Source organism: Citrobacter sp. KTE30, from assembly GCF_000398825.1.
GTDB lineage: Bacteria > Pseudomonadota > Gammaproteobacteria > Enterobacterales > Enterobacteriaceae > Citrobacter > Citrobacter freundii.
Map to the genome: position 1 here is coordinate 2,780,065 of NZ_KB976055.1, position 13,856 is coordinate 2,793,920.

At 50.1% G+C, this 13,856-nt stretch carries 13 protein-coding genes; 9 read left to right on the forward strand and 4 right to left on the reverse strand.

The features are described from left to right. Positions 1-17: 17 nt before the first annotated feature. Genes hisG through hisIE form a run of 8 tightly spaced genes read left to right on the forward strand, consistent with a single transcriptional unit; the run spans position 18 to position 7,057 of the window. Positions 18-917, forward strand: coding sequence for an ATP phosphoribosyltransferase (hisG, locus tag WC1_RS09645; protein ID WP_003030161.1), 900 nt, complete (start codon positions 18-20; stop codon positions 915-917). A gap of 5 nt (positions 918-922) precedes the next feature. Further along, positions 923-2,227: a histidinol dehydrogenase gene (hisD, locus tag WC1_RS09640; protein WP_016150587.1), complete on the forward strand. Its 1,305-nt coding sequence runs from the start codon at positions 923-925 to the stop codon at positions 2,225-2,227. Then, positions 2,224-3,303 (forward strand): histidinol-phosphate transaminase, encoded by a 1,080-nt coding sequence (gene hisC, locus WC1_RS09635; protein ID WP_016150588.1) that lies wholly within the window; start codon positions 2,224-2,226, stop codon positions 3,301-3,303. Before hisD ends, hisC begins: the two co-directional genes overlap by 4 nt. Then, positions 3,300-4,367: a bifunctional histidinol-phosphatase/imidazoleglycerol-phosphate dehydratase HisB gene (hisB, locus tag WC1_RS09630; protein WP_016150589.1), complete on the forward strand. Its 1,068-nt coding sequence runs from the start codon at positions 3,300-3,302 to the stop codon at positions 4,365-4,367. The genes hisC and hisB overlap by 4 nt, the downstream gene beginning before the upstream one ends. Next, complete coding sequence (gene hisH, locus WC1_RS09625; protein WP_003844282.1) at positions 4,367-4,957, forward strand: imidazole glycerol phosphate synthase subunit HisH; 591 nt, start codon at positions 4,367-4,369, stop codon at positions 4,955-4,957. Before hisB ends, hisH begins: the two co-directional genes overlap by 1 nt. Further along, a complete protein-coding gene (hisA, locus tag WC1_RS09620) occupies positions 4,957-5,694 on the forward strand; it encodes a 1-(5-phosphoribosyl)-5-[(5-phosphoribosylamino)methylideneamino]imidazole-4-carboxamide isomerase (RefSeq protein WP_003030127.1) in 738 nt (245 codons plus the stop codon). The genes hisH and hisA overlap by 1 nt, the downstream gene beginning before the upstream one ends. Beyond that, positions 5,676-6,452 (forward strand): imidazole glycerol phosphate synthase subunit HisF, encoded by a 777-nt coding sequence (hisF, locus tag WC1_RS09615; RefSeq protein WP_016150590.1) that lies wholly within the window; start codon positions 5,676-5,678, stop codon positions 6,450-6,452. Before hisA ends, hisF begins: the two co-directional genes overlap by 19 nt. Further along, the gene (hisIE, locus tag WC1_RS09610) at positions 6,446-7,057 is read left to right on the forward strand and encodes a bifunctional phosphoribosyl-AMP cyclohydrolase/phosphoribosyl-ATP diphosphatase HisIE (protein ID WP_016150591.1); all 612 of its coding nucleotides are present in this window, start codon (positions 6,446-6,448) and stop codon (positions 7,055-7,057) included. The genes hisF and hisIE overlap by 7 nt, the downstream gene beginning before the upstream one ends. Positions 7,058-7,111: 54 nt before the next feature. Here the strand turns inward: hisIE and wzzB are convergent, their stop codons facing one another. Next, positions 7,112-8,095, reverse strand: a complete 984-nt coding sequence (gene wzzB, locus WC1_RS09605; protein ID WP_016150592.1) for an LPS O-antigen chain length determinant protein WzzB — start codon at positions 8,093-8,095, stop codon at positions 7,112-7,114. 398 nt (positions 8,096-8,493) lie between these two features. Between wzzB and WC1_RS09600 the strand changes: the two genes are divergently transcribed. Beyond that, positions 8,494-9,498: an NAD-dependent epimerase gene (locus WC1_RS09600; RefSeq protein ID WP_003844286.1), complete on the forward strand. Its 1,005-nt coding sequence runs from the start codon at positions 8,494-8,496 to the stop codon at positions 9,496-9,498. A 58-nt stretch (positions 9,499-9,556) separates the two neighbouring features. Here the strand turns inward: WC1_RS09600 and ugd are convergent, their stop codons facing one another. The 3 genes from ugd to WC1_RS09585 form a co-directional block, all read right to left on the reverse strand. Further along, complete coding sequence (gene ugd, locus WC1_RS09595) at positions 9,557-10,723, reverse strand: UDP-glucose 6-dehydrogenase (RefSeq protein WP_003844288.1); 1,167 nt, start codon at positions 10,721-10,723, stop codon at positions 9,557-9,559. 198 nt (positions 10,724-10,921) lie between these two features. Then, positions 10,922-12,328, reverse strand: a complete 1,407-nt coding sequence (gene gndA / locus WC1_RS09590; protein WP_003844291.1) for an NADP-dependent phosphogluconate dehydrogenase — start codon at positions 12,326-12,328, stop codon at positions 10,922-10,924. A gap of 246 nt (positions 12,329-12,574) precedes the next feature. Continuing rightward, positions 12,575-13,732, reverse strand: a complete 1,158-nt coding sequence (locus WC1_RS09585; protein ID WP_003844293.1) for a hypothetical protein — start codon at positions 13,730-13,732, stop codon at positions 12,575-12,577. Positions 13,733-13,856 lie beyond the last annotated feature (124 nt).

Here is a 13,856-nt window from a genome sequence, read left to right on the forward strand (position 1 = left end):
ATAACGAGGAATAAAGAATGTTAGACAACACCCGTTTACGCATAGCTATGCAGAAATCTGGCCGTTTAAGCGATGATTCACGCGAATTGCTGGCCCGTTGCGGCATTAAAATTAATCTTCACACCCAGCGCCTGATTGCAATGGCAGAGAATATGCCTATCGATATTCTGCGCGTACGTGATGACGATATCCCGGGTCTGGTGATGGATGGCGTTGTTGACCTCGGCATCATCGGGGAAAACGTTCTCGAAGAGGAACTGCTCAACCGCCGCGCACAGGGTGAAGACCCTCGCTATTTTACCCTGCGCCGTCTGGACTTCGGCGGCTGCCGTCTCTCGCTGGCTACCCCGGTTGATGAAGCCTGGGATGGCCCGGCAGCGCTGAACGGTAAGCGTATCGCTACCTCTTACCCACACCTGCTCAAACGTTATCTCGATCAAAAAGGGGTGTCGTTTAAATCCTGTCTGTTAAACGGCTCTGTAGAAGTCGCTCCCCGTGCGGGTCTGGCCGACGCGATTTGTGATCTGGTGTCCACCGGCGCAACGCTCGAAGCCAACGGTCTGCGTGAAGTGGAAGTCATTTACCGCTCTAAAGCCTGCCTGATTCAGCGCGACGGCGAAATGGCCGACGCCAAGCAACAACTGATCGACAAACTGCTGACCCGTATCCAGGGGGTGATTCAGGCACGCGAATCCAAATACATTATGATGCACGCGCCGAGCGAGCGTCTGGACGAAGTTATCGCCCTGCTGCCTGGCGCTGAGCGCCCGACCATTCTGCCGCTGGCCGGCGACCAGCAGCGTGTTGCCATGCACATGGTCAGCAGCGAAACCCTGTTCTGGGAAACAATGGAAAAACTGAAAGCGCTCGGTGCCAGCTCAATTCTGGTGCTGCCAATTGAGAAGATGATGGAGTGATAGCCATGAGCTTCAATACCCTGATTGACTGGAATAGCTGTAGCCCCGAGCAGCAACGCGAACTGCTGATGCGCCCGGCTATTTCCGCCTCGAAAAGCATCAGCCGTACGGTGGCCGAGATCCTTGAGAACGTCAAAAATAACGGCGACCGGGCGCTGCGTGAATACAGCGCGAAGTTTGATAAAACCGAGGTCGGCGCGCTGCGCGTCACCGAGGAAGAAATCCAGCAAGCCAGTAGTCGCCTGAGCGACGAACTGAAACAAGCTATGCAGACAGCGGTGCGTAATATTGATACTTTCCACACCGCGCAGATCCTGCCACCGGTGGATATTGAAACTCAGCCGGGTGTGCGCTGCCAGCAGGTTACCCGCCCTATCGCTTCCGTGGGCCTGTATATTCCAGGAGGTTCAGCGCCGCTGTTCTCTACCGTATTAATGCTGGCGACCCCGGCGCGTATCGCCGGCTGCAAAAAAGTGGTGCTGTGCTCACCGCCGCCGATTGCCGATGAAATTCTCTACGCCGCGCAACTGTGTGGTGTAAAAGAGGTGTTTAATGTGGGCGGCGCTCAGGCTATTGCCGCGCTGGCGCTGGGCACCGAATCTATTCCTAAGGTCGATAAAATCTTCGGGCCGGGCAATGCGTATGTGACCGAAGCCAAACGTCAGGTCAGCCAGCGTCTTGACGGCGCGGCCATCGACATGCCTGCTGGTCCGTCCGAAGTGCTGGTTATCGCCGACAGCGGCGCGACGCCGGACTTTGTTGCCTCTGACCTGCTTTCTCAGGCAGAACACGGCCCGGACTCGCAGGTAATCCTACTGACGCCAGACGCTACGCTTGCCGAAGGCGTTGCCAAAGCCGTAGAGCGCCAGCTCGCTGAGCTTTCCCGCGCTGAGACCGCCCGCCAGGCGCTCAGTGCCAGTCGGCTGATTATCGCCAAAGATCTGGCGCAGTGCGTGGCCATTTCTAACGCCTACGGTCCGGAACACCTGATTATTCAGACCCGCAACGCACGTGAACTGGTTGATGAGATCACCAGCGCCGGTTCGGTGTTCCTCGGCGACTGGTCGCCGGAATCCGCAGGCGACTATGCTTCTGGCACCAACCACGTTCTTCCGACCTACGGCTATACCGCGACGTGCTCAAGTCTTGGGCTGGCTGACTTCCAGAAACGGATGACTGTACAGGAATTAACCCCACAAGGTTTCTCTGGCCTGGCCTCAACCATTGAAATACTGGCCGCTGCTGAACGACTGACTGCCCACCAAAATGCCGTTACCCTGCGCGTTAACGCCCTGAAGGAGCAAGCATGAGCACTGACAACTTTCTCAGCGTCACTGATTTAGCCCGTAAGAATGTTCGCGAATTAACGCCCTATCAGTCTGCCCGTCGTCTCGGCGGTAACGGCGATGTCTGGCTCAACGCGAATGAATATCCCACCGCCGTGGAGTTCCAGCTCAGTCAACAAACGCTGAACCGCTACCCGGAGTGTCAGCCGAAAGCGGTGATTGAGAATTACGCGCAGTATGCTGGCGTCAAACCGGAGCAGGTGCTGGTTAGCCGCGGCGCAGATGAAGGGATCGAGCTGCTGGTGCGCGCGTTTTGCGAACCCGGTAAAGATGCCATTCTCTACTGCCCGCCGACTTACGGCATGTACAGCGTCAGCGCCGAAACGATTGGCGTCGAATGCCGCACCGTTCCGACCCTTGATAACTGGCAGCTGGATTTGCAAGGCATCGCGGACAAGATTGATGGCGTGAAGGTGGTCTACGTTTGCAGCCCTAATAACCCAACCGGCCAGTTGATTAACCCGCAGGATCTGCGTTCACTGCTCGAAATGACGCAGGGTAAAGCTATTGTGGTCGCTGATGAGGCCTATATTGAGTTTTGCCCGCAGGCCACGCTCGCAGGCTGGCTGTCTGAGTATCCGCATCTGGTGATATTACGCACGTTGTCAAAAGCGTTTGCTCTCGCCGGTTTACGCTGCGGGTTTACGCTGGCGAATGCAGAGGTTATCAATCTGCTGTTAAAGGTGATTGCCCCTTACCCACTCTCTACGCCGGTAGCAGATATCGCCGCCCAGGCCCTGACGCCGCAAGGGATTTCCGCCATGCGTAAACGCGTAGAGCAGATCCTGGAAGAGCGTCAGTATCTGGTAGATAACCTGAAAACGATTCGCTGTGTAGAACAGGTTTTCGACTCTGAAACCAACTATGTTCTGGCGCGCTTCACCGCATCAAGTAGCGTATTTAAATCTTTGTGGGATCAGGGCATTATCTTACGAGATCAGAATAAACAACCTTCGTTAAGCGGCTGCCTGCGAATTACTGTCGGAACCCGTGAAGAGAGCCAGCGCGTCATTGACGCCTTACGTGCGGAGCAAGTATGAGCCAGAAGTATCTTTTTATTGACCGTGATGGAACCCTGATTTCCGAACCGCCAAGTGACTTTCAGGTCGATCGCTTTGACAAACTCGCCTTCGAGCCGGAAGTTGTTCCCGTTTTGCTGAAACTGCAAAAAGCAGGTTTTAAGCTGGTTATGATCACTAACCAGGATGGACTCGGAACGCAGAGTTTCCCACAGGCTGATTTTGACGGTCCGCATAACCTGATGATGCAAATTTTCACCTCTCAGGGTGTGACATTTGATGAGGTACTGATTTGCCCGCACCTGCCAGCGGACGAGTGCGATTGCCGTAAGCCAAAAGTGAAGCTGGTTGAACAGTATCTGGTTGAACAGGCCATGGATATGGCGAACAGCTACGTCATTGGCGACCGGGCGACCGATATTCAGCTCGCTGAAAACATGGGCATTAGCGGATTGCGTTACCATCGCGACACCCTGAACTGGGCGATGATCGGCGAGCAGCTGACCAAACGTGACCGCTACGCACACGTTGAGCGTAATACTAAAGAAACGCAGATTGACGTCAAAGTCTGGCTGGACCGTGAAGGCCAAAGCAAAATCAACACAGGCGTGGGATTCTTTGACCATATGCTGGATCAAATCGCCACCCATGGCGGTTTTCGCATGGAGATAGCCGTCAAGGGCGATCTGTATATAGACGATCACCACACCGTTGAAGATACCGGTCTGGCGCTGGGTGAAGCTTTAAAGCTGGCATTAGGCGATAAACGCGGCATCAATCGTTTTGGTTTTGTGCTGCCGATGGACGAGTGCCTGGCGCGTTGCGCACTGGATATCTCCGGCCGCCCGCACCTGGAATACCGCGCGGAGTTTACCTACCAGCGCGTTGGCGATCTGAGCACAGAGATGATCGAACACTTCTTCCGCTCACTCTCTTACACCATGGGCGTCACCCTGCACCTGAAAACCAAAGGCAAAAATGACCACCACCGTGTGGAGAGCCTGTTTAAAGCCTTTGGCCGTACGCTGCGTCAGGCGATTCGCGTCGAAGGCGACACGCTGCCCTCTTCAAAAGGAGTGCTGTAATGGACGTGGTGATTCTGGACACCGGCTGCGCCAACCTGCACTCGGTAAAATCCGCCGTCGCACGCCACGGATACGACCCGGTTGTCAGCCGTGACCCGGACGTGGTGCTGCGCGCCGATAAACTGTTTCTGCCGGGCGTCGGTACCGCCCAAGCGGCGATGGACCAGTTGCACGAGCGTGAACTGATTGAGCTGATCAAAGCCTGTACGCAACCAGTGCTGGGGATCTGCTTAGGCATGCAACTGCTTGGTCGTCGCAGCGAAGAGAGTAACGGCGTATCACTGCTGGGCATTATTGAGCAGGATGTCCCGAAGATGACCGATTTCGGTCTGCCGCTGCCGCACATGGGCTGGAATCGGGTCTATCCGCAGGCGGGAAATCGTCTGTTCCAGGGCATTGAAGATGGTGCGTATTTCTACTTTGTACACAGCTATGCTATGCCGGTGAACCCGTGGACCATCGCCCAGTGTCATTACGGCGAGCCGTTTACCGCGGCAGTACAAAAGGACAATTTCTTTGGCGTGCAGTTCCACCCTGAACGTTCGGGCGCGGCTGGAGCGCAGTTGCTGAAAAACTTTCTGGAGATGTAATGATTATTCCGGCATTAGATTTAATCGACGGCACGGTGGTGCGTCTTCATCAGGGCGATTACGCCAGGCAACGTGATTACGGTAACGATCCTCTCCCCCGTTTGCAGGATTACGCAGCCCAGGGGGCCGAAGTACTGCACCTGGTTGATTTAACCGGCGCGAAAGACCCGGCGCAGCGGCAAATCCCGCTGATCAAAACGCTGGTCGCTGGCGTCAATGTTCCGGTACAGGTTGGCGGCGGCGTGCGTACGGAAGCAGACGTGGCGGCGCTGCTTGACGCTGGCGTGGCGCGCGTGGTGGTGGGTTCGACGGCGGTAAAATCCCCCGAAGAAGTCAAAAGCTGGTTTGCTCGTTTTGGTGCCGATGCGCTGGTGCTGGCACTGGACGTTCGTATTGACGAGCGCGGGAACAAACAGGTAGCGGTTAGCGGCTGGCAGGAAGATTCCGGGGTTTCACTGGAAGAACTGGTTGAGACCTATTTACCCGTCGGCCTGAAGCACGTGCTGTGCACCGATATCTCCCGCGACGGCACGCTGACGGGCTCAAACGTCGCGCTTTATGAAGAAGTGTGCGCCAAATATCCGCAGGTGGCGTTTCAGTCATCTGGTGGTATTGGTGGAATCGAGGACGTAGCGGCCCTGCGCGGGACCGGAGTTCGCGGAGTGATCGTCGGACGGGCCCTGCTGGAAGGAAAGTTCACCGTTGAGGAGGCCATTCAATGCTGGCAAAACGCATAATTCCTTGTCTGGACGTCCGTGACGGGCAGGTGGTAAAAGGCGTCCAGTTCCGCAATCATGAGATTATTGGCGACATTGTCCCACTGGCAAAACGCTATGCCGATGAAGGCGCAGATGAACTGGTGTTCTACGATATCACCGCTTCCAGCGATGGCCGCGTAGTGGATAAAAGCTGGGTATCACGCGTAGCGGAAGTGATCGATATTCCGTTCTGTGTTGCCGGTGGCATTAAATCCATCGACGATGCGGCACGTATCCTCTCTTTCGGGGCGGACAAAATCTCCATCAACTCCCCGGCGCTGACCGAACCGGAACTTATCACCCGTCTGGCGGATCGCTTTGGCGTGCAGTGCATCGTGGTGGGCATTGATACCTGGTATGACGCCGAAACCGGCAAATATCACGTTAATCAGTATACCGGGGATGAAAGCCGTACCCGCGTCACGCAATGGGAAACACTGGACTGGGTGCAGGAAGTCCAAAAACGCGGCGCGGGCGAAATCGTCCTGAACATGATGAATCAGGACGGCGTACGTAATGGCTATGACCTGGAACAGTTGAAAAAAGTACGTGACGTTTGTCACGTCCCGCTGATTGCCTCCGGCGGCGCGGGCACCATGGAACACTTTCTCGAAGCCTTCCGGGATGCCGACGTTGACGGCGCGCTTGCCGCCTCCGTCTTCCACAAGCAAATCATCAATATTGGCGAATTAAAAGCGTACCTGGCAACACAGGGCGTGGAGATCAGGATATGTTAACGAAGCAACAATGCCGCGAGCTGGACTGGGAAAAAACCGACGGGCTGATGCCGGTAGTAGTGCAGCATGCGGTTTCCGGCGAAGTGCTGATGCTGGGTTATATGAACCCGGAAGCGCTGGAAAAAACGCTCGAAAGTGGCAAAGTGACCTTTTTCTCGCGGACCAAGCAGCGCCTGTGGACCAAAGGAGAGACCTCAGGTCACTTCCTGAATGTGGTGAGCATTGCGCCTGACTGCGACAACGACACCCTGCTCGTCCTGGTTAATCCGATTGGCCCGACCTGCCATAAAGGCACCTCAAGCTGCTTTGGCGACACCAGCCACCAGTGGCTGTTCCTGTATCAGCTTGAGCAACTGCTGGCCGAACGTAAAACTGCTGACCCAGCCAGTTCCTACACTGCGAAACTGTATGCCAGCGGCACCAAACGCATCGCACAGAAAGTGGGTGAAGAAGGCGTAGAAACCGCGCTGGCTGCGACGGTGAACGACCGCTTTGAGCTGACAAATGAAGCCTCTGATCTGATGTATCACCTGCTGGTGCTGCTGCAGGATCAGGACCTCGACCTGACGACAGTGATAGAGAATTTACGCAAAAGACATCAGTAATTTGTGGATGTAAAAAAACCGGGCAAGCCCGGTTTTTTTTATGGAGATGAGCGCTTACTCTGCTTTGCCTTTGTAGCTGCGCAGCGCATTTCGCCCCAGCACCACGCCAGCCCCAATCATCCCGCCGAGCAGAGCCGCCAGCACCAGGGTAATCGCTTTTTTCGGACTGTCACGACGAACCGGTAACGTTGGTTTCATCACGTAGCGGTAGGCGTGTAACTCGGCCCCCTCAAGCTTAAGATTTTCGATATCCAACAGCTTTTGCTTAGTCTGAAAGTAGTTGTCAGATAATATCAACGGACGCGTAGATTCGTGCTCAATCATGGACTTCAGGGCATCGCTACCCAATAGTAGCATGCTGTCCTGCGTAACATCCTGAGTTTGCTGAATCTGCGGCTTAATCACCCCGGCTTGTTCTGCATAACGCAGCGCTTCCTGGATTTGCTTGATTCGCAGATCTTTTTGCTCCAGCGCGACCACTTCCTGAGTTTTCAGAGAATCTTGCAACGTAGTTGTTTGCAATTTGATGTTATCAACCAGGTCAAGTTCCAGCTCTTTGGCAACCTTTTCATCTGTTTGTTGAATGTATTCAGCCAGCTGACGCTGAGCGTCTTCTGGTGAGCCAGCCACATAAGAAACCGCCAACGGTAATGGTTGCCCTTTTACAGACTGCTCAATCGATAGTTTTTCAGGCTTTTCCTGATTATCCAGCGTTTCCGCCAATGCAGAAAATGACGTGCTAAAACGGCCAATCACGTTTGCCTGTAACTCAGTAACCTTAGGGGCGCTAACACCATACAACACGTTGAGGGCGTTGTTATATGTGGCTATCTGACCAACATCCGGTTGAGTGATAATGGCTGTTGAAGTCCATTTCTCCTTAGCAACTGCCAGGTAGCCCACAGCAAGCACTACAGCAATAACAATCGCAATAACGATTGTTACTTTCCCGCGCCACAACTGTACCAGTAAATCAATCAGATCAATCTGTTCCGGATCATGACTGCGCCCGGACATGTTATTATCACTTACAGACATAGAAACCCTAGATAAGGAAAGCCTTAAACTGGGATTAGTTTAGCTATAAATTGAAGCAATGCCATAGGATTAATGATAAAAAATCAAATTGTTTGAGGGATTTTGATTGGTATTTCAATCACTACTGAAAATCAATACGATTAAACAAAAGTGTAATTACTCAAAGAACACTTTCATGAGCAAAAAAACAGCAACAATCAGATTTCATGTCCGCCAATCGTTGCCCTTTACAATTCATTTTAATGAATCCATGTCATGAATCTTTACCGTCTGACCAGTAAAAATGGTAAGCGTAAAAAATATAACAATTAGCTTTTTTACCATCTAACGGTATCATTCCACTTTTTAGTAGCGCCTGTTGGTGCCTGGCTATTATTTAGCCAAAAAGAGGAATAAACATGAAATACCTGGTTACGGGTGCCGCTGGTTTCATCGGCTTCCACGTTAGCAAACGCCTCCTTGAGGCTGGCCATCAAGTAGTCGGTATTGATAATCTGAACGATTACTACGACGTCAGTCTTAAACAAGCTCGTCTGGAATTACTGGCACAGCCTGGTTTCCATTTTCATAAAATTGATTTAGCCGACCGGGAAGGCATGGCTGAACTCTTCGCATCCGGGCATTTTGAACGTGTCATTCATCTTGCCGCACAGGCTGGCGTACGTTATTCACTCGAAAACCCGCATGCCTATGCAGACTCAAATCTCACAGGCTTTCTGAACATACTGGAAGGGTGTCGCCATAATAAAATTCAGCATTTACTCTATGCCTCATCCAGTTCAGTTTACGGCCTGAATCGCAAAATGCCTTTCTCTACGGATGATTCCGTCGATCATCCCGTGTCGCTGTATGCAGCAACCAAAAAAGCCAACGAGCTGATGGCTCATACTTATTCCCACCTGTACGGATTGCCCACCACCGGGTTGCGTTTTTTCACCGTATACGGCCCATGGGGTCGACCGGATATGGCGCTGTTCAAGTTCACCAAAGCGATGCTGGAAGGGAAAAGTATTGACGTCTATAACTACGGCAAAATGAAGCGTGACTTTACCTATATCGATGATATCGCAGAAGCAATCATTCGCCTGCAGGATGTCATTCCACACGCAGACACACAGTGGACGGTTGAGACAGGTACGCCAGCAGCCAGCATTGCGCCCTGGCGCGTCTACAATATCGGCAATAGTTCACCGGTGGAGCTAATGGACTATATCCAGGCTTTGGAAGATGCTCTGGGTATTGAAGCGAAGAAAAACATGCTACCACTACAGCCAGGTGATGTACTGGAAACCAGCGCAGACACTAAAGCACTGTATGAGGTAATTGGTTTTAAACCTGAAACCACGGTAAAAGATGGGGTGAAGAACTTTGTTGACTGGTATCGTAATTTCTACAAAGTTTAATTACTGACCTGATTAAAATAAAAAGGCCTTTTATAAGGCCTTTTTTATGGAGACGAGATTAATCACTACCAAACAAATCGCGGGTATAAACTTTATCGGCAACATCAACTAATTCTGACGTCATGCGGTTAGAAATAATGATATCTGCTTCATTTTTGAACGCATTAAGATCACGTACTACCCGAGAGTGGAAAAATTCATCTTCCTCCATCACGGGTTCATAAATAATAACGGGCACACCCTTGGCTTTAATGCGCTTCATGATGCCCTGAATTGATGATGCCCGAAAATTATCGGAACCACTTTTCATGATCAAACGGTACACGCCGACCACCTTAGGCTTACGCGCAAGAATAGAATCTGCAATGAAGTCCTTGCGCGTACGGTTCGCATCAACGATCGCGCCAATAATGTTATTCGGTACAGACGCGTAGTTAGCCAGCAACTGCTTAGTATCTTTCGGGAGACAGTAGCCACCATAGCCGAATGACGGGTTGTTGTAGTGATTACCGATACGCGGATCCAGGCACACACCTTCAATAATCTGCCGTGAGTTCAAGCCAAGACTTTCTGCATAGCTATCCAGCTCGTTAAAGTAAGCCACGCGTAACGCCAGGTAGGTATTAGCAAACAGCTTAATGGCTTCGGCTTCAGTCGAGTCAGTAAACAGCGTCGGAATGTCTTTTTTAACCGCACCTTCCTGCAGCAACGCGGCAAAACGCTCGGCGCGTTCGGAACGTTCACCAATAACGATACGGGACGGATGCAGGTTGTCGTATAGCGCACGACCTTCACGCAGGAATTCTGGCGAGAAGAAAATATTGTCGATACCTAACTGTTCTTTAATCGAGTTCGTAAAGCCAACCGGAATCGTTGATTTAATTACCATCACCGCATTTGGGTTGATTTCGACCACATCGCGGATCACTGACTCGACGCTCGATGTGTTAAAGTAGTTGGTTTTCGGATCGTAATCAGTCGGTGTCGCGATAATAACGTAGTCCGCGTCGCGGTAAGCATCATACTTATCGGTCGTTGCACGGAAATTCAGCTGTTTTGTCACCAGATATTCTTCGATCTCCTTATCAACGATCGGCGATTTTTTCTGATTCAGCATCTCGACCTTCGTCGGAACGATATCCAGAGCGACCACTTCGTGGTGCTGGGCAATCAGAATACCGTTCGACAAACCTACATAACCTGTTCCTGAGATAGTTATCTTCATTCGCTGTGTAACTTCTTCCGGTTGAACATTTGAGGGTGAACACGCTGCCAACAACGTGGCGCATCGGCTCTGCATTGCGCCAGTATATCGTGATTTGCTACAACACCGGATATCGGACCTGACTGAATCCCATTTTTTGGCAATAAAAAAGCCCGGAGGAGCGCTCCGGGCCTGGATTCACAGTTTGACTAAATCAGATTAATCCAGCCATTCGGTGTGGAACACACCTTCTTTATCAGTGCGTTTATACGTGTGCGCACCGAAGTAGTCACGCTGGGCCTGAATCAGGTTAGCCGGCAGTACCGCAGAACGGTAGCTATCGTAGTAGGCTACTGCTGCAGAGAAGGTCGGTACCGGAATACCGTTCTGCACAGCGTAAGCCACTACATCACGCAGCGCTTGCTGATATTCGTCAGCGATATTTTTGAAATACGGAGCCAGCAGCAGGTTCGCGATGCCTTTGTTTTCAGCATAGGCGTCGGTGATTTTCTGCAGAAACTGCGCACGAATGATGCAGCCCGCGCGGAAGATCTTCGCGATTTCGCCGTAGTTCAGATCCCAGTTGTATTCGTCAGATGCGGCACGCAGTTGAGAGAAGCCCTGAGCATAAGAGACGATTTTGCCCAAATATAGCGCGCGACGGACCTTCTCAACAAACTCTGCTTTATCACCAGCCAGTTTAGCCTGCGGGCCAGACAGCACTTTAGATGCCGCAACGCGCTGGTCTTTCAGAGAAGAGATGTAGCGAGCAAATACGGATTCGGTGATCAGCGACAGTGGTTCGCCCAGATCCAGAGAGCTCTGGCTGGTCCATTTACCGGTGCCTTTGTTCGCCGCTTCGTCCAGGATCACATCAACAAGGTATTTACCCTCTTCGTCTTTCTTGGTGAAGATATCTTTGGTGATGTCGATCAGATAGCTGCTCAGCTCGCCTTCATTCCACTCGGTGAAAGTAGTTGCCAGCTCTTCGTTAGACAGGTTAAGGCCGCCTTTCAGCAGGGAATAGGCTTCAGCAATCAGCTGCATATCGCCGTATTCGATCCCGTTGTGCACCATCTTCACATAGTGACCTGCACCATCCGCACCGATATAGGTCACGCACGGTTCGCCATCTTCAGCAACAGCGGCGATTTTAGTCAGAATCGGCGCAACCAGTTCGTACGCTTCTTTCTGGCCGCCAGGCATGATAGATGGGCCTTTCAGGGCGCCCTCTTCACCGCCGGAAACACCGGTACCGATAAAGTTGAAGCCTTCAGCAGACAGTTCGCGGTTACGACGAATGGTATCCTGGAAGAAGGTATTACCACCATCAATGATGATGTCACCTTTATCCAGATACGGCTTCAGGGAATCAATGGCAGCATCGGTGCCAGCACCCGCTTTCACCATTAACAGGATACGACGTGGGGTTTCAAGAGACTCGACGAACTCTTTCACCGTGTAATAAGGAACCAGTTTCTTACCCGGGTTCTCGGCAACAACTTCTTCAGTTTTCTCGCGGGAGCGGTTGAAGATGGAGACGGTATAACCACGGCTTTCGATGTTGAGCGCCAGGTTGCGCCCCATCACTGCCATACCGACGACGCCGATCTGTTGCTTGGACATTACATACTCCTGTCAGGTGTGGTCACCGCGGCATGTGCGCGGCTTGAATGTGAGCTAAATATTAACTCAATATTAGCAATATTGGGTAGGATTTAAACTTGCCAAAGTATCATTAGTATAGTTTTTTTAGCAAAGCTAAAATATTAGAATATGTATATCATGAAGCTGCGCAGCATTCAGTCAGAATATTCGTTAAATCAATTCATCTGATGCAGTAAATAATAACTCATCGTCAATCAGACTTAATCACGCACACTTCCCTTTGTTGCCGACTGGCCTGGTCAAAAAACCAACAACTAATATCACAACAAAGCCAAAAAAGAACTCCCCTTTAACAAATAAATTATCGAAAAGCATAAAGAATGATAACGTCGAGAAGTAAACGACAAAAACTTCTTTGATATGTTTAGGCGTAATGATATAGCCGATCAAAAACAATAGCAACTGAAAAACAAGTTGTATCACTACCCCCCAAACCCCCATTATCCTTGCAGCTGCTGCATATCCAGTACCCACGTTTAAATGTTTGACTACAAGGTCAATTTCAAACGGCTCAAGGTTTAGATATTTTGTAAATGTATTCGGTAAAATAACATTACTTATATAGTCACCTTGACACGAACCAAAATTCGTGGCTGTATTACAGGCATGACCATAATTATCATAACTGCTGAAGTTAAGTAGTAGATTATATATCGGACTGGCAATATATAACCAAATCCAATAGATCGACTCCCATAACAAAGCACCACGACCATTCGCTCCACCAACTATATAAATATAACCATCTACATAATCACCAGATAGTTGCTGTCGTAAATTACCTAGCACACCAAAAATTATTATTAGCAGAGAACCATAGCAGACAAACTTTATTACAGCCTTACATGAGACTTTATATCGCAGAGACAATGCTATTACCGTCATAATACTCGACATCATTATCATTTGTCGGGATAACAATAAGATAGCGACAATAAAAATGCAACCCAGACATATTATCAATTCTTTGGTGCTAGAATATAAAGCGGCAAAAATAGCAGAACACAATAACAAAGAATAAAATACAACATGTAGCACTGGTAATGAGATGTAATTATCACGCCCACCATCAAATAACAAGGGTATACCCAACAATGCGAACTCAACAAAAAAACCACCCAAACTTATATACAACATATAGCGATAGGTATTCTTATTAATCCCATAGTTTTTTAATTCTGACTTTGGCAACCAATAGCTAATTGTACTCAAAAACAGATGAAAAAAAATTATAATCAATAGATATAATATTCCTATTTCATCTGGTTCCGCATAAAACCAAGATAAATTCAACAACGAAAAAAATAAACTCAATGTTAGAATCAACGCTGTATTGAGAGGGTAGATTAAAAATTTAAACATCGGTCCTCCAGATATTGTCAGAAGACAACATCAGGAAAAAATACAATATTAGAAAAATTAAAAATACGTCACTTCATGTCAATGAAGCGACGCCCTGTATTTTTTATATCTTTATATTATGATA